The 15,954-nt window shown below is 66.2% G+C and carries 18 protein-coding genes; 12 read left to right on the top strand and 6 right to left on the bottom strand.

The window, feature by feature from the left end; genetic code table 11:
• The first annotated feature begins 170 nt into the window (after positions 1-170).
• Positions 171-1,064, top strand: a complete 894-nt coding sequence (locus ACSQ12_RS04805) for a pullulanase X25 domain-containing protein (RefSeq protein ID WP_209747006.1) — start codon at positions 171-173, stop codon at positions 1,062-1,064.
• Between the two features lie 118 nt (positions 1,065-1,182).
• Complete coding sequence (locus tag ACSQ12_RS04810; protein ID WP_436064531.1) at positions 1,183-1,977, top strand: alpha/beta fold hydrolase; 795 nt, start codon at positions 1,183-1,185, stop codon at positions 1,975-1,977.
• Between the two features lie 37 nt (positions 1,978-2,014).
• On the opposite strand, the gene ACSQ12_RS04815 is transcribed toward ACSQ12_RS04810, so the two are convergent.
• The 3 genes from ACSQ12_RS04815 to ACSQ12_RS04825 all read right to left on the bottom strand — a co-directional run bounded on the left by ACSQ12_RS04815 (position 2,015) and on the right by ACSQ12_RS04825 (position 5,463).
• Positions 2,015-2,242: a hypothetical protein gene (locus ACSQ12_RS04815; RefSeq protein ID WP_436064532.1), complete on the bottom strand. Its 228-nt coding sequence runs from the start codon at positions 2,240-2,242 to the stop codon at positions 2,015-2,017.
• A 29-nt stretch (positions 2,243-2,271) separates the two neighbouring features.
• A complete protein-coding gene (locus tag ACSQ12_RS04820; protein ID WP_436064533.1) occupies positions 2,272-4,140 on the bottom strand; it encodes a glycoside hydrolase family 13 protein in 1,869 nt (622 codons plus the stop codon).
• A gap of 87 nt (positions 4,141-4,227) precedes the next feature.
• On the bottom strand, positions 4,228-5,463 hold the full coding sequence (locus ACSQ12_RS04825; protein WP_436064534.1) for a mechanosensitive ion channel family protein: 1,236 nt from the start codon (positions 5,461-5,463) through the stop codon (positions 4,228-4,230).
• 160 nt (positions 5,464-5,623) lie between these two features.
• Between ACSQ12_RS04825 and ACSQ12_RS04830 the strand changes: the two genes are divergently transcribed.
• The 4 genes from ACSQ12_RS04830 to ACSQ12_RS04845 all read left to right on the top strand — a co-directional run bounded on the left by ACSQ12_RS04830 (position 5,624) and on the right by ACSQ12_RS04845 (position 8,735).
• Positions 5,624-6,358 (top strand): hypothetical protein, encoded by a 735-nt coding sequence (locus ACSQ12_RS04830; protein WP_436064535.1) that lies wholly within the window; start codon positions 5,624-5,626, stop codon positions 6,356-6,358.
• 141 nt (positions 6,359-6,499) lie between these two features.
• On the top strand, positions 6,500-7,384 hold the full coding sequence (locus ACSQ12_RS04835) for a hypothetical protein (RefSeq protein WP_436064536.1): 885 nt from the start codon (positions 6,500-6,502) through the stop codon (positions 7,382-7,384).
• A 92-nt stretch (positions 7,385-7,476) separates the two neighbouring features.
• The gene (locus ACSQ12_RS04840; protein WP_436064537.1) at positions 7,477-8,379 is read left to right on the top strand and encodes a hypothetical protein; all 903 of its coding nucleotides are present in this window, start codon (positions 7,477-7,479) and stop codon (positions 8,377-8,379) included.
• Between the two features lie 50 nt (positions 8,380-8,429).
• Positions 8,430-8,735, top strand: coding sequence for an acylphosphatase (locus tag ACSQ12_RS04845; protein ID WP_436064538.1), 306 nt, complete (start codon positions 8,430-8,432; stop codon positions 8,733-8,735).
• 33 nt (positions 8,736-8,768) lie between these two features.
• Here the strand turns inward: ACSQ12_RS04845 and ACSQ12_RS04850 are convergent, their stop codons facing one another.
• Both ACSQ12_RS04850 and ACSQ12_RS04855 read right to left on the bottom strand, forming a co-directional pair.
• Positions 8,769-9,965, bottom strand: a complete 1,197-nt coding sequence (locus tag ACSQ12_RS04850) for a TerC family protein (protein ID WP_436064539.1) — start codon at positions 9,963-9,965, stop codon at positions 8,769-8,771.
• Positions 9,966-10,034: 69 nt separating this feature from the next.
• Entirely contained in the window at positions 10,035-10,394 is a 360-nt protein-coding gene (locus ACSQ12_RS04855) for a DUF6457 domain-containing protein (protein WP_436064540.1), read from the bottom strand.
• A gap of 77 nt (positions 10,395-10,471) precedes the next feature.
• Between ACSQ12_RS04855 and ACSQ12_RS04860 the strand changes: the two genes are divergently transcribed.
• Positions 10,472-10,825 carry a GNAT family N-acetyltransferase gene (locus tag ACSQ12_RS04860; protein ID WP_436064541.1) on the top strand — a complete coding sequence of 118 codons (354 nt, stop codon included), beginning with the start codon at positions 10,472-10,474 and terminating at the stop codon, positions 10,823-10,825.
• Positions 10,826-10,875: 50 nt separating this feature from the next.
• Here the strand turns inward: ACSQ12_RS04860 and ACSQ12_RS04865 are convergent, their stop codons facing one another.
• Complete coding sequence (locus ACSQ12_RS04865; protein ID WP_436064542.1) at positions 10,876-12,339, bottom strand: DUF222 domain-containing protein; 1,464 nt, start codon at positions 12,337-12,339, stop codon at positions 10,876-10,878.
• 165 nt (positions 12,340-12,504) lie between these two features.
• Between ACSQ12_RS04865 and ACSQ12_RS04870 the strand changes: the two genes are divergently transcribed.
• From ACSQ12_RS04870 to ACSQ12_RS04890, 5 genes are all read left to right on the top strand, one after another.
• Positions 12,505-13,023 carry a DUF3592 domain-containing protein gene (locus tag ACSQ12_RS04870; RefSeq protein WP_436064543.1) on the top strand — a complete coding sequence of 173 codons (519 nt, stop codon included), beginning with the start codon at positions 12,505-12,507 and terminating at the stop codon, positions 13,021-13,023.
• A gap of 9 nt (positions 13,024-13,032) precedes the next feature.
• Positions 13,033-13,554 (top strand): N-acetyltransferase family protein, encoded by a 522-nt coding sequence (locus ACSQ12_RS04875; RefSeq protein ID WP_436064544.1) that lies wholly within the window; start codon positions 13,033-13,035, stop codon positions 13,552-13,554.
• A gap of 105 nt (positions 13,555-13,659) precedes the next feature.
• Complete coding sequence (locus ACSQ12_RS04880; RefSeq protein ID WP_436064545.1) at positions 13,660-14,019, top strand: cupin domain-containing protein; 360 nt, start codon at positions 13,660-13,662, stop codon at positions 14,017-14,019.
• A gap of 101 nt (positions 14,020-14,120) precedes the next feature.
• Entirely contained in the window at positions 14,121-15,479 is a 1,359-nt protein-coding gene (locus ACSQ12_RS04885; protein WP_436064546.1) for an MFS transporter, read from the top strand.
• Positions 15,480-15,677: 198 nt separating this feature from the next.
• Complete coding sequence (locus tag ACSQ12_RS04890) at positions 15,678-15,929, top strand: DUF1326 domain-containing protein (protein WP_436064547.1); 252 nt, start codon at positions 15,678-15,680, stop codon at positions 15,927-15,929.
• Positions 15,930-15,954: the final 25 nt, after the last annotated feature.

Here is a 15,954-nt window from a genome sequence, read left to right on the forward strand (position 1 = left end):
CAACGGGCCCAAAGTCCCGATGTTTTCGTCCCGCAGCTGAGACCCTAGGATCACTTGTGCTGCATTCGGCGTCACAGTCGGTCACGACACACGTTGTTTACGCCCATAGTCGCCTCCGGTTACAGTTCACTGGCAAAATGCTGAGTGATCACCTGCTCGAAAGGACAAATATGCCCACGGCTATTGCAGACACCACCACTGTTCGACTCAAATCAGTGCTCGACATCCTCGCGGAAAGCGTTCTGTCGGGCGAGACCCTCGGCGCGGGCGCGGTCCTGGCCCAGGCCACGGTCCGGGTACCGCTGAACGAGAAGGAAAGTGAGCTGCTCAGCGGAGGCATTCCCCGGGGACACAAAGCACTCACCACCGCCACGAGCAAGCTCGTCAAGGCCGGCTGGCTCGTCAAGGGACGCAGCGGCTGGACCATCACCGAGGAGGGCCTCCGCGCCACGGTGGCATTCCCGGATGCGGATTCATTCGCCACCGCACTCGCGGAAGGAACTCCGGTTCCCGCCGACGTTCCGGTACCCACTTCGCTTCCCGCCAGGGCTGCGGCCCCGAAGGCCGCTGCCGCAAAAGCTCCGAAGGCTGCACCCAAGAAAAAGGCGCCCTCCAAGGCTGCCAAGGTGGTCGAAAAGGCTGCCGAGCTGATCGAGGACGCGGTGGCACCCGTGGCGAAGGCTGTGCGAACGCGCAAGGCTGCCGCCAAGCCGGCCCCAGCGGGCGAAGAGACCCAGGCAGAGGCACCCAGCGTGGAATCGATCGACCAGCCGGAAGCTGTCGCCATCGCCGGCGACTTCAACGTGCTGCTGGGAGCACCGGCAAACTGGGCTCCGCAGTACGACGAGGCCCAGATGAAGCTGGATGCAGTGGACCAGTTGTGGAAGCTCAGCACGGACCTCCCGGCCGGGCACTACAGCTTCAAGATCGCGCTCAACCGCTCCTGGGACGAGAACTACGGTGCGTTCGGTGCATTTGATGGCGCCAACCACGAGCTCCACCACCCAGGCGGCCGGATCACGTTCAACTACGATCACCGGACCCGGGACATCACGCTGGTCTAACCCCTTTATGCAGGACTCCGCACAGGGCAGGGCGTGCGGTTTGTTCCTGTAGGCAGCTGACCCTGATCGGCCTAGAATCAGAGCCATCAGGGTCAGCTCCACTAAGGAGCGGTGCGGCATGGACACTGTTGAGATTTCAGGACTGCGAATCGGCTACCAGCGTGCGGGCCAGGGTCCTCCGCTGGTGCTTCTTCACGGTGCCTACGAGGACAGCCGCGTCTGGAGCCGGCAGCTGGAGGGTCTGTCCGGCGAGTTCACCGTCATTGCCTGGGACGCCCCGGGCTGCGGCCGGTCCGAGGATCCTCCGCCGGACTTCTCCGGCCGGGAACTGGGTGACGTGCTCGCGGGCTTTCTCCGCGAGGTATCACCGCGGAAACCGCACGTCCTCGGCCTGTCCTGGGGATCGGGCGTCGCCTTGGAGCTGTACCGGGGCCACCCCAACATGGCGGCTTCCCTGATGCTGGTGTCGGCATACGCCGGCTGGGCCGGCTCGCTGCCGCCGGAGGAAGTCGAGCGCCGGTATGCGCAGATACTCGCCGAGCTGGACCAGCCGCCCGAACAGTTCATCCCCGTCTGGATGCCCACGTTGTTCACGGAGCGCGCGGATCCCGCCGTCGTCCAAGAGGCGAGTGCCATCATGGCCGACTTCCACCCGGCCGGCATGCGGGCAATGCTGAGCGCAAGCGGCCGTGCAGATTACCGTGACGTACTTCCCACCATCAGTGTCCCCACCCTGCTGCTCTACGGGGCAGAAGACGTGCGGTCGCCGCTGGCAGTGGCGCAAGAGATGCACCGCCAGATTCCCGGGTCGAAGCTTGTGGTGATTCCCGACGTCGGGCATTTGGTCGCGGCTGAAACGCCGGAGGCGTTCAACACCGAGGTGCGCCGGTTCCTGCACAGCATCGGCGATTAGCGCCCGTCAACCGAACCTCAGAACCGTCAACCGAACCTCAGAACCGTGTGGGATCCGGATTTGGCGCAGGCGGGACCGGCGGCATGGGCCCCGGGTCCGGGATGGGCAGCGGACCGGGCGCCGGCGACGGTTCCGGTCCCGGATGCGGGCGCGGCTCCGTGGGGTCAGGCCTGCTGGGCGGGAACGGGTTGTCCGGGTCCGGCGGTCCGGTGGGCCCCGGTTCCGGCGGGAACGGGTCCGGCTCCGGCAGCGGTGGAATAGTCATGATGCTCTCCTTGCCTCGCTGGTGTTGCTTCAGTTGTTGTGTTGCCGGCGGAAGACCTTCAGCTCCCAGGGGCGGAGCGTGATTTCAGCATGTGTCCCTGTTCCTTCCGACGGGTAGTTTCCCAGGATCAGTTCGGCCGGGTAGTGGCCAAGTTCAGGTTCGTCGGCGCCGGTTTCGGCATCGCCCCAGCCGCCGCCGTCGAGCTCCACGGTCCGGTCTTCCCCGGAGAAGTTGCCCAGCACCAGCAGCTGCACCCCCGGCGGCGCAGCCGTACCGGCAGCCGCACCGGCCGCTGACCCTGGCAGTGACCGCCTGAAGGCGTAGACGTGTTCGTCGTCGGGCAGCAGCATGGTGAAGTCACCTTCCGCCACCACGGGCTCGGCGTGGCGCAGGGCGATGACCTGGCGGCAGAAACTGAACACCGAGTCCGGGTTCTCCTCCTGCTCCGCGGCGTTGATGTGGCTGGTGTTCGGGTTGACCGCGATCCACGGCGCTCCGGTGGTGAACCCGCCATGCCGGGTGGCGTCCCACTGCACCGGGGTGCGGGCATTGTCCCGGTTGAGGGGCGCCAGGGCGGCCAGGACGTCGGCGTCGGTGTGGCCCAGGTGGGTGGTGGCTTCGCGGTGGTGGTTGAGCACCTCGATGTCGCGGTAGTCGCTGATGGCCCCGAAGCTCATGTTCGTCATGCCCAGTTCCTCGCCCTGGTACACATACGGGGTGCCCCGGTGCAGGTGCAGGATGCCGGCCAGCATCTTGGCGGAAAGCTCGCGGTACTGCCCGTCGTCGCCGAAACGGGACACTGCACGGGCCTGGTCGTGGTTGCCCCAGTAGAGGCTGTTCCAGCCGCGCTCGGCCAGGGCTTCCTGCCAGCGGCCAAGGGACTGCTTCAGGTCGGTGAGCCGCAGTTTCCTGGGCCGCCACTTGTTGCCGCCTTCCTGGTCCAGCGCCACGTGCTCGAACTGGAACACCATGTCCACCTCGCGCCGGGCAGGGTCTGTGAACAGGACGGCGTCCTCCACCGTGACGCCGGGCATCTCGCCCACGGTCAGCAACGGCTTATCCCGGCCGGCGAAGACTTCGAGGTGCATTTCGTGCAGGAACTCGTGGATCCGGGGTCCGGACATGAAGTGCGGGCTGCCGTCGCCGAACAGCATGCCGTCAGCCTTTGGCCCGTCCGGCAGGGCTGTGTCCTTGGAGATGAAGTTGATGACGTCCATCCGGAAGCCGTCCACGCCGCGGTCCAGCCACCAGTTCATCATGTCGTAGACGGCGGCGCGGACCTCCGGGTTTTCCCAGTTCAGGTCCGGCTGCTTCCGGGAGAACAGGTGCAGGTAGTACTCGCCGCTGGCCTGGTCGAACTCCCAGGCCGGGCCGGAGAACGCGGAGCCCCAGTTGTTGGGTTCTGCGCCCGTGCCGTCTTCCGGACTGTGCCGGGGCGGCCGCCACCAGTACCAGTCGCGCTTGGGGTTGTCCTTGGAGGAACGTGATTCCACGAACCACGGGTGCTCATCCGAGGTGTGGTTGACCACCAGGTCCATCACCAGTTTCATGCCCCGCGAGTGCAGCCCGTCGGTCAGTTGCTGCAGATCGGCCAGGCTGCCGAAGATGGGGTCCACGTCGCGGTAGTTGCTGATGTCGTAGCCGTTGTCATCCTGCGGGGAGGTGTAGATGGGGGAGAGCCAGACGACGTCCACCCCCAGCTTCTGCAGGTAGTCCAGCTTGCTGATGATGCCCGGCAGGTCGCCTATGCCGTCGCCGTCGGAGTCCGCAAAGCTGCGCGGATAGATCTGGTAGACCACCGCTTTATGAAACCAGCCGGGGTCCGTGGTTGTCTCGTCATCGTTGTCCTCAGCAGGACTGACAGGGGGTTCCGTTGCGGGCTCCGCGTGGGTGGTCATGGCCTGGTCTCCTCAGTTGCTTGCGGCGGGTCTGATGATGGGGCTCGGTTTGATTATTGATCAGATCGGCCGGGCAGGAAAGGGCTGCTAGTTCCGTGCGGAGAGCGTCTTGTCGCGGTCTTCGAAGACTTCCTCGCCCGGGCCGGTGAACGCGCGGGACCGCTCGATCGCTTCTACGGAGCCGGTGAAGAGCTGGGAGTCCTGCGGGCCGGACTGCGGGCGGGCGTGCCCCGGGTGCCCCTGGTCAACGGACTCCACGGCGGATTGCCGGGGAGCCTCGCGGGAGGACGCGGGGTGCACCGGCTCCCACCGCACGTGCGGCAGAGACTCCGGATGGCCCTGCTGCAGGAAGGTCACCATGGCTTCGCGGATGAGGCAGCGCAGGTCGAAGAGGGCGGCGCTGTCCGCGGCGCTCACCAGGATCCGCACCCGGACGTAGCCGTTGGTGGCATCCGTGATCTGCAGGATGCCCACGCGGCCGTCCCACAGGTCCGTTCCGTCCAGCACCGTTCGGAGCTCGGTGCGCATGTCCTCTATGGGCGCCCGCCAGTCCAGGTCGAACTCCACGGTGCCCATCACCTCGGACTGGCGGCGGGTCCAGTTCTCGAACGGCGTGGTGGTGAAGTATGTGGAAGGCAGGATCAGCCTGCGGTCGTCCCAGATGTGGACCACCACGTAGGTCAGGGTGATCTCCTCGATCCGGCCCCACTCCTTCTGGACCACCACGACGTCGTCCACCCGGATTGCATCGGTGAAGGCCAGTTGCATGCCTGCGAACACGTTCACCAGCGATGTCTGGGCGGCCAGGCCCGCCACGATGGAGATCACGCCGGCGGAGGCAAGCAGCCCGGCGCCGAGGGCCTGAATGGCGGGGAAGGTCAGCATCACGCTGCCTGCCGCCAGCACCACGATGAGGGCCACGCCGATCCGGCGTGCCAGGATCATCTGGGTCCGCAGGCGCCGGGCCCGGCGGTTGTCCGCCACGTCCACGCTGTAGCGGCTGAGCACCAGGGCCTCCACGATCAGCAGCACCGCGACGGCGAGCCAGGCCAGGGTGCCTATGAGGGCGATCAGCAGGAGATGGTCGACGGCGGACCGCCACCCGCCGTCGTCGGTGGTCAGCACCAGCGCGATGCGGACGCCGATCAGGCAGAGGGCCAGGCGCAACGGAAGCCGTGCCACGCGCGAGGTGGCGTGGAGTTCGGGGCGGCGGCGGTTGAGCCGGAGGACAGTCTTGCGGATCAGCCAGGACAGGACCAGGCCTGCTGCTACCGCGAGCGCCATGGCCAGGAAGGGCATTGCCGGGGTGAGGAATTCTTGCATTGGTTAAGCTCTATCAAGCTTCCGGGAACCACCGAAATCCAGCCGGCCACAGGCGTGCCGATAACATTTGGACATCGATTGGATTTATTGCTGGGTCGGAGCCGGGCGGCGGTCCACAATTGAGGAATTATTCGCGGTCTCATGAAATTCAGGAGAACAGATGCACCGCTCAGCGCCCTCGGCCATCGCAGTCTCCGGGGCTCTATGCCTCGCGTTCCTGCTGGTAGCCTGCGGCCCTCCGGCCTCGTCACCGTCGACGGGTTCCCCGGAGGCCACCGCCACCTCCACCGCGTCGGCTTCCCCCACCTCCACGGCATCGCCGAGCGCCACCGCCTCAACCCCAGCCACCTCGAATCCCGAAGCGGGTTGGAAGGCCTACACCACCGCCGACGGACTGACGTTCGATTATCCGGAGGAGTGGAAGATCACCGACGCGGCCGGAGAAGCAGCTGCCGGCGGCGTGTTCGTGAAAATCACCAACGCCAACGGCAAAAACCTGGCATCGCTCCGGACGAACATGGTCACCGGCTCCGAGTGCACGGTGAAACAGCCGTTCGGCGTCTATGAGTCGCAGCCGCTTCCGGCGCTGGAACAGAACGGCACCGTGCCCCGGTACACCTTCGAGACCCGGACGGACACTGCCGCCACGGATCCCAAGCTGATGACCGTGTTCGCGTACGGCATCACAACCGCGCCTGAACCCACCGGAACGGAAGCGTGCCCCATCTTCCATTTCTTCAACTGGCCGCCCAGCGGGGCGATGTTCGGCGGCGTGTATGACCCCTTCGACACCACTCCCGGCAACGAGATGCATGTGGATACGCCCGAGGTGTATATGGGCACCCAGGAGTACAAAAACATCAAGAAGATGATCACCTCGCTGCGGCCCGCCTAGGAATCCAGGGCCACAGGACGAACGCTGCGCACCGCGGCCTGTCCGCGGTGCGCAACGTTTTGGCGGCAGATTGCCCCCGCCCCGCGCAGGCCGCTTGCTGCCGGGCCACAATTAATCCCCCAGCTGTATGAGGAGGATTGCATGCGCCGATCAATGATGCCCGGCTATGGATCATCTGGACCGGCACGTTCACGTGCAACAGCCGCTACGGGGGCCTGCCTGGCAGTGCTCCTGGCAGCATGCGGGCCGACTCCTGCTCCATCGGGCCCGGAGTCCGGGAGCGCAACTCAACCCAACGGTTCCGCCAGCGCGGCGTCGAGCGGAACAGCGAGCGGAACCGCCGCTGGCACTGCCACTGGTCCGGCCACCGGCACGGCCGCCGGGCCAAGTGCGACGGCGGGCGCACCCCCGGCTGAACCGGCGCCGTCGGGCACGTCCCCCAGCCGGTTGCCGTCTCCCACCGCATCAGGCTGGAAGACATTTACGACGTCGGACCGGGACCTGACGTTCGACTATCCGGGCGACTGGACCATCATGGATCCGGCCGGAAAATCGCCGCTCGGCGGGGTGCATGTGGAGGTGTTGAACGTGGCGGGGAAGCCGATGGCTGTCCTGGAAACCAGGATCGTGACAGGCTCGGAGTGCGTCCAGCAGTACCCGTTTGCGGTGCTGGACTCCGCACCCATGACAGCCCTGGCTGAGAAAGGCGTGCCGGACGAAAACGCACCCCGTTTTATGTTCGAGACCAGGGGAGACGCCTCAGCGCCCGCCCGGACGGCCGAAACCATCGCGGCCTACGGCATCACCATGATTCCGGAGGAGACCGGGACGCTGGCCTGCCCCATCTTCCTGCTGTTCAGGTGGCCGCCCAGCGGCGCGATGTTCGGGGCAGGCTACGACCCCGCGAACAACACCACCCCCGGGGACCCGTCGCTTCCGTACTGGGAGAAGGCGAAGCTGTACGTGGAGACGGGCGAGTACCGGAACATCCGGCGGATGATCACCTCGCTGCGGCCCGCGCGCTGAGGCGGCGCAGGCTTGCGGGGGCTCCTTGACGGGCCCCGCGCGCCCGAGCAGACTCGAATCAGGACTCGGTTCCATCAGTAGTCGGGGTTCTGATGTACGCACTGGGGAAGCAGTGGCTTGCGAGCGGTGCGAAGGCTATGGCATCCGCCCTGAGTGCGCTGTGCGTGGCCGCCTGTCTGGTGCTCGCGGCAGTGCTGGGGCTGGGCGCCTGCACCCCGGTCCCGACTGCGGAGCCGACATCCGCAGGCGCCACCCCGCGGCCCACGGCCGGGAGTGGACCCACCCCAGGTGTCGACGAGCCCACGGAGTGGAAACCCGGAGCGGGTCCCGGTCCTTTCCCGACTAAGTCTCGGACCACAACGCAGCCCTCTGAGGGCGAAGCGTCAACCCCGCCGTTCCCCACCTCAACTGCCTTCGAACGGGCCAGGCGGGCCAAGGAGATCCTGGAAACCTGTGTCAAGGGCGAGCTGACGTTCCGGCCGCCGTCGCCCATGCGCCAGGGCGAAACCAGGGAATTCGTCCTGCACCTCACGATGGGTGATCCCGGCGCCGACCACCAAAAGAACATCCCCGGAACCAACCCGGTGCAAACCCGTGCGCCGATCGTGTGCGAAGAGATGCGGGCGGACCTGTCGGGTCCGGGCATGACCATTGAGCGGGCCGGAAACCCGAGCGGCGAGATGCTTGTCCCGGAACAGGGCGTAGCGGAGTGGCGCTGGTGGATCACGCCCCGGGACGCGGGACGGAAGACTATGACCCTGCAGCTGTTTGCCACCGCGGAGGACGGGCCGGACCTGAGCCTGGAGACGTTCCGGGAGGACATCCAGGTGGACATTGAACTGGGCTATGTGCTGAACGAGCTGGTGAAGGACTGGGCGCAGCCGCTGGGCGTAACCATCCCGGTGCTCATCGGAGCCATTGGTGCCATCCTCGTGTGGTCGCGCTCCAGGCGCCGCAAAGCCAAGCATGCCGCCAACACAACCGCGGCAGGTTGAGCCTGCCCGGTGGGGAGCGAAACCCCTTGTCACCGCACTACATTGGAATCATGGCTGATGCTGCAGATCAGGATTCGGGGCAGCACGTCCGCCTGCGGGCGCGCGTCGAAGGTGTGGTCCAGGCGGTCGGGTTCCGGTACTGGACGGTGCGGAAGGCTGAGGAACTCTCGCTGACCGGAACGGTGAGGAACGACGACGACGGTACGGTCGCCGTCGTCGTCGAAGGTCCCCAATCGGTGGTGCTGGAGTTCCGCCGCTGGCTGAGGTCCGATGACGCGCCGGGGCGCGTGGACCACGTGGAGGAGTCGGTGTCGCCGGCAACGGGGGAGTTCAGCAGCTTCGACGTGGTGTACTGAGCCGGACGCCGGCGGTTAGGCCGGCGGCCGGCCCTACGTGAGGCCTTCCCGCTGCAGGGCTTCGTCGTGCTCGGCGTGTGCCTGCTTGAGCAGGTCCATGAACTCGGTCTCGTCGCGGATGAGCCGCTTGTACTTCTCGGGAAGCTTCTTGAGCTCTGCTTCTTCGCGCACCATCTTGTTGAAGATTTCCTCGCGTTCGGCGATGCCCGTCTCGTAGTTCAGGTCCACGTACTCGGTGGCGTGCCGCTTGGCGCCGGAGACCATGTTCTTCGCCTTGCCCTTGGGGCTGTAGATCGAGGCGAGGACGGTGACCACCAGGACGCCGATAATCACTGTCAGGGAGAGGCCGGTGCTGATCTCGACGACCGTCACGTGTTCGCCGCCGTTGATGAACGGCAGGTTGTTTTCGTGCAGCGCATGGAGGATGAGCTTGACCCCGATGAAGCCGAGGATCGCGGCCAGGCCGTAGGAGAGGTAGATCAGGCGGTCCAGCAGTTCATCGATGAGGAAGAACAGTTGGCGCAGGCCCATGAGGGAGAATGCCGTGGCGGTGAAGACGACGAAGACGTTCTGGGTCAGGCCGAAGATTGCCGGAATGGAGTCCAGGGCGAACAGGATGTCAGTACCGCCGATGGCCACCATCACCAGGAGCATGGGGGTCAGGACCCGTTTGCCGTTTTCCACGGTGAAGAGCTTGTCGCCGTCGTAGTGCTGCGACGCCGGAAGGAATTTCCTGGCGAGCCGGACCACCAGGCCCTCGGAGTCGTCGTCATGCGAATCCGGCTTGAGGAGGTTGCCGGCGGTGATCAGCAGGATGAGGCCGAAGATGTAGAACACCCAGGCGAAGCTGTTGATCAGGGCGGCGCCCAGGAAGATGAAGCCGGTGCGGGCGACCAGGGAAAAGACAATGCCGAACAGGAGTACCTTTTGCTGGTCTGCCCGGGGGACCTTGAAGCTGGCCATGATGATCAGGAACACGAAGAGGTTGTCCACGGACAGGGCCTTCTCCGTGACATAGCCGGCGAAGTATTCCGTGCCCATGGTGGGGCCGCCGAAGACCAGCACGCCTATTCCGAAAACCAGGGCGAGGCCCACGTAGATCGCCGACCACGTGGCCGACTCCCTGAGCTTGGGGGAGTGCGCCTTGCGGACGTGAAAGAAGAAGTCGAAGGCCAGCAGGCCCACAATCCCGATAATGGTCAGAATCCATACGTAGAGGGGGACCTGCATGCTGCGTGCCTTCCAGTCGGTGGAGTTGATATCAACCCTACCGGGCTGTTGTTACCGTGGGGGGTCGGCTTACTGGGCGGTGTCGGCCCAGCCCTTGCTGGACGGGCCGCCGTCCGCTCCGTCCTCGCACAGCCGGAAAGCCACGGCGGCAGCCTGGGCGACAGCCGCAGCGGAAGCCTCCTTGGGACCACCGCTTCCGGTTGCTGTGCCTGTGGTGCCCGTGTTTCTCGCGCCCGCGGCGAGACCCGCCGCGTAGCCCACCATCAGCGCCGTGATTGGCGCCGCTGCGTGGGTGACGGACCGCGCGGATTCCCCGGCCAGGTCAAGGATCAGTTCGCGGTCGAAGTCGAGGTCGAGGAGCTGCAGGGCGTTGGCAAGCCGGTGGCTCCACTGGTCCAGGATTTGTGCTTCGTCGTCGTTGGCGGGCATGTTCGCTCCTCGGTCGGAAATAACGGCAGATGCCTCGAGGTTAGGCTGTAGCGAGAGACGCTATCAAGGAGTTCCCGATGACTGATGTGACCATCCGCCATAACCCGGACCGTGAGCGCTTTGAAGTGCTTGTTGCCGGCAACGTGATCGGCAAGGCCGCGTACAAGACGTACGACGCCGGCGACTCGCCGCAGCGGATTTTTTACCACACGGTGATCAACGAGGAATACGGCGGCCAGGGGCTCGCAGGCAAGCTCGCCACTGTCGCCCTGGACGAAACCATGGCTGCCGGGCTGGCCATTGTGCCGGTGTGCCCTTACATCAAGAAGTTCCTCACCAAGCACCCGGAGTATGCCGCCAGCACCGTAGCGACGACGCCGGGCCACCTGGAGTTCCTCAGCGTGGCGCTCGCGGCGCGCGCCCGGGCTTAGCCGGCGCACGGCGGCGCCAGCGTGAGTGAAGGCGCAGTCAAGCCGCGTATCTAGGCGGCGATCCACGACTCCCAGTCCGGGAACGGGTCGACGGGCAGGTCTGTATCGGGACCATAATCCGCGCCGGGGGTGGGCTCCGCCGTCGCAGCAGTTTGCACCACGTCGGGTGGCCAGTGGTTGGCAGGTGGCATCCAAGGTGCTTCCCAGTCATGCTGTTCGCCGGGGTAGCGGCGTCCTGAGGGTGATTCCCAGCCGGGTGGCGCGTCGTGGCTGGCATCGACCGGTTTCCAGCCGGTGGTGTGCCGGAGGCGGTGGTGTTTGCGGCATGGCTGGCCGAGGTTGGAGACTCCGGTGGTGCCGCCTTCGTGCCAGGGCGTGATGTGATCCGCTTCAGTGTCCAGGGACTGGTTGTTGCATCCGGGGAACGGGCATTTGCTGTCCCGGAGGCGAAGCCATTGGCGCATGGCCGCTGGAATGCGGTAGCTGGCGCGTTGGATTTCCAGCGGCGCCCCGGTGCCGGGGTCGATCAGGACGCGACGGAAAGAGGTGGCGCCGTCTGCGATGAGCCGGCGGGCCATGCTGGGTGGGATGGGCCCGTAGCCATCCAGGTGGGCGGGTTCCTCCGTGGCGCCCAAGAGCGACAGCACAGGCACTGTGACCAGGACCTGCGCCTTGGGCGACGGGATGCCGTCAGCGACGCCGCCGAGTAGCCAGGCGGCGGCGGTGTCGGCACGGAGTTGGGAAAGGTTTCGGGATTCGGCCGGGCTTTGGAGGTCCCTGGCTGCGGCAGTGGCGCGGTTCCAGATGGATGCTGCAGTGTCCGCGGGCAAGTAGGCGGAGAGCCAGGCCATGCCGTCGCGGTCCGGGATGTATTCCAGTCGCCGGTCCCGGGCGCTGGTCCTGTGGCGCTGTTCGATGCTGACCGGGTGGTGGCGTTCCCGCCAGATGCGCGCTTTGGCGCGGAACCGGGAGGGCACGAGGTCCCCGGGCGGGCAGCCACGGGCCGGGTTCACAGCATCGGGGTCCAGGAAATGCGCTTCCAGCGTAGCGGCTGCGGCGGGGTTTAGACCGGTGGTTTCATCGACGAGGACCCGGGCGTGCTGCCAGGAGATGGTCCCGGCCTCCAGAGCAGCAAGCGTCAGTGGCAGTGCCTCAGTGAGCTGCCGGGTTTCCTGCAGGAAGGCTCCCGCCGTTCTTTCGGTGACGGTCAGCGCACAGGCCAATTCGGCCAGCAGGCCCATTTCCGCGGCGGACTGCTCTTGGGGCGACGCGGCCGGGGATGCCATGGCTTGGGTCGCCGCGGCGAACGTGTCAGCCAGCCGGACCTTGAAGGCGGCGGTTCGAGCTTCGATGCGGCCTACCTCGGTGAAGGCATCCAGGCAGTCGTCGGCAAGCTGCCGCAGGGGATCCGAATCCGACTCTCCGGCGAGCCGTGAACTATCGCACAGGCGATGCAGCGCAGCAACGGAGGCCGCTATGGCGTTCAGTGCCTCGGAAGCTGCGGTGCTTTGCATATACACAGTCTGGTGGGAGGGTCTGACATTTAACGCTGCCGCGGCGCCCACCGCACCGTGGCGCCGCCGTCGTGCGTTTTGTTCCGGTCCCGCACACCGTTGCGCTCCGAACCGGCCAAGGCGCCCGGCTGCCCTGCAGGTCAGCCGTGGGGCAGAATGGGGGGCGTGACCTCACCGAACGTAACCGCGAACCGTAAGTCGAAACTGAAGCCGTGGGGGCTGGGGAGCTTAATGGTGACCGTGCTGGTCCTCTGTCTCGGACCGGTTCTGATGGTGGCGGGCACACTGCAGATCAACGCCGACGAGGAGTTGGTGCGGACCGGGGAACAGGTCCCTGGAACGATCACGGAATTCCACGACAGATCGAAGGCTTCCGCCCGCAGGATGAAAGTGGAGTTCCAGACAGCCGACGGTGCGGCCCGGTACGAGTGGGTTGCCGTGGACTTTGAACAGCACCCCCTGGTGGGCGAGGAGGTTAAGGTGGTCTACCGGGAATCCGACCCGGGTCAGGCAACGGTGCTGGGGTTTGAAAGCGACGGCGTGTTCTTTAGGGGAGTCGGCACCGTCCTCACCTGTATTTTCGGGGGAATCGGCATCTTCCTCGTCATCTGCTACCTGCTGGGCGTCCGGAAAGACCGGCAGAAGCTCGACGAACAGCGAAACGAAGGCAGGCACGGTGGTTAGGCTGAAATGATGGACTACCGCATCCGTCAGGCCACTCCCGAGGACGCTGAAGCCGTGGTGCGTATGCACACACTGGCGCACGAGGAGTGCTACGCGCACCAGTTGTCACCGGAATTCTTCCGGGCCCGCAGGGCCAACATTTCCGAACGCGTTGAACAGCGCCGACAATTCCTTGCGGCCCCTGACCCACGGCTCATTGCCCTGGACGACAGCAATGAAGTGGTAGGGCTGGCCGACGCGGGCCCCGGCCTCGATGCGGACGGGCCCGAACAGTTGGAGGTGTATGCGATCTACGTCCTCCAACGCACGTACGGCACCGGCCTTGGTGCCGCCCTGCTGCGTGCCGCCGTTAGCGATTCACCGGCGTACCTCTGGATGCTCGAGGACAATCCCCGGGCGCGGGCCTTCTACCTCAAACACGGCTTTCGGCCCGACGGTGCACGCAAACTGCTTCCGCCCGAATGGGAGGGGCTCCCCGTGATCCGGATGGTTCGGCCACGCCGTGGGACGGGGGCGGACGGGGTCGCGTAGCCGAGGGCTTCAAATGTCCGTTCGTGCCTTCCCGGACCAGGGCTGACACGGATGCGGGACCACCGGCCTATATCGCCCGGGAGTCCTGATGGGTACCGTGGCCTCATGCAGAAGATTTCGATCGAGGCCCTTGCCCGGCAGCAGCTCGCCGCGGCGCTTGCAGCAAACAACGGGCGCGCTGCGGACACCGTATACGGCGGGCACGAGAAAGTGCTCCGCCAGACCGTCATGGCCCTCAAGGCCGGCACCCAGTTGAGCGAGCACCAGAATCCGGGCGATGCCACGGTCTTTGTGCTCCAGGGCAGCCTCCGGCTGCGCGCCGGCGACAACTCGTGGGACGGCAGGCCGGGCGACCTGTTGATCGTCCCGGACGGCCTGCACAGCCTGGAAGCGGAAGAGGACTCCACGTTCCTGTTTACCGTGGCGAAGGGCACGAAGGGCACGAAGGGCACGAAGCAGGGCTGAGGCCGCCGCAGCCTTCTCTCGGGGGCGCGGTGAGCGGCTCTGACGGCGCGCGGCCGCAACCAAGTTCGGACTCCCGCGCCGATGTAGGCGAGACTGTTTCCGTGAGCAACAAACCCCGGACAGCCCTCGCCGTGGCCGGCCTCAGCCTGGGCACGTCGTTGAACCCGCTGAACTCGTCCATGATCGCGGTCGCCCTCGTGGTGCTGCGCGCTGATTTCGGGCTCGACGTCGCCACGGTCACCTGGGTGATCACCGCCTTCTACCTCACGTCCGCGGCGGGCCAGCCGCTGATGGGCCGGCTGGCGGACCGCTTCGGGCCGCGGCGCCTGTTCAGCTTCGGGATGGTCCTCGTCGCGGTAACCTGCGCGCTGGCTCCGTTCGCTCCCAACTTCGCCCTGCTCTGCGTGGCCCGGGCACTCATGGCCCTGGGCACGGCCACCGCGTATCCGAGTGCCGTCGTCATCGTCGGGGCACTGGACCGCGCCACGAAGGTGAAGTCCACCCGGCCGCTGGGCCGGATCCAGATGGCCAATACCTCCGCGGCGGCGGTAGGCCCGGTGGTGGGCGGGCTGCTGGTGAGCCTGGTCGGCTGGCAGGCGCTGTTCCTGATCAACGTCCCCTTGTCCCTCGCGGCGCTCCTCATCGTCAGGAAATTCGCCCCGGTGGACGAGGACCGCGAACGCGGCAGCGCCTCGGAGTTGCTGCGCGATTCGGACATTCCCGGCATCCTGGGCTTCGTGGGATCCCTGACGCTGGTCATGATGGCGCTGCTGAACGTCCTGCCGGATGCGCGCTGGTGGCTGCTGGCCGGCGGTACTGTGCTGGCCGGCTTGTTCGTCTGGCGCGAGTTGAAGTTCAGCCCGCCGTTCCTGGACCTGCGGCTGCTCGGACGGAACCGGCCGCTGCTGCTGGTCTACCTGGGCTTCGCGGTGTTCAACGGCATCTACTATTTCGCGTTCTTCGGCCTGCCGCAGCTGCTGCAGGAAGCGGCCGGCTACGATCCCGGCGTCGTCGGTCTCCTGATGCTGCCGCTGGCAGCGATGTCCGTTATCGCGACGCCGTTCGCGGTCCGCGCGATCGACCGCTTCCGGGTGCGGCGGGTGCTGATTGCCGGGGTGCTGTTCCTGGTGGCCGCCGCGGCGGCCATGTGGCTGCTGACCGCTTCCTTCGCCATCCCGCTGGTGCTGGCGCTCACCGCGCTGATGGGCATTCCGTGGAGCGTGGTGAGCATCGCCTCCAGCCAGGGCATGTACATTTCCACCCAGCCGCACGAGCGCGGGGTGGCTGCCGGCATCTTCCAGACCTGCCGGTACCTCGGCGCCATCACGGCCACGGTGATGATCGGCATCTTCTACGGCAGCGGCGTGAACCAGGCCAACTGGGGCCTCATGGTGCTCACCATGCTGGTGCTCGGTGTGGTGGCCTTCGGCGTGACGCTACTGTGGCGCGAACGGAAATGAGCTGAGGGGCGAGGCCAAAAAGGGGCCTCCTGGGGCACCAGCCGCACCCTGGTTTCCTTGTTTTCACGGCTTATTGACAGCCGGATTCCGCCGGAATACCCTCTGCCTTAACGGGGCATTCCGCTCCGTTTCCTAAGTATTTTCGGCGCCGGATCCGGGCCGCTTCTGCTGGGCGACGGCGCCGGCGAGGAGGGTCCCATGAACGTCTTCCACATCGCGAGCGGGAAGCTGGACGACACGGACCTGTCCGGTGTCGACTTCGCTTTCGCCAACTGGTTCCCCTCCCATCTGGCCGCAGGCGAGTGGAAGGTGGGGGCCGTCGTCGACGACGCCGCTTCGGACGCACAGGTGCGCGCCCTCGGGAGCATCTTCCGGGGCGTGTACGGCGAGACGTCCGATTTCAGCTTCGCCAGTGAAATGGCGGAGGGCGCCCCCAAGGGCCGCGGCTGAGGCCGGCCGATGTTTCACCGGAAGC

The sequence above is a fragment of the Arthrobacter sp. LjRoot14 genome (assembly GCF_964253905.1).
GTDB lineage: Bacteria > Actinomycetota > Actinomycetes > Actinomycetales > Micrococcaceae > Arthrobacter.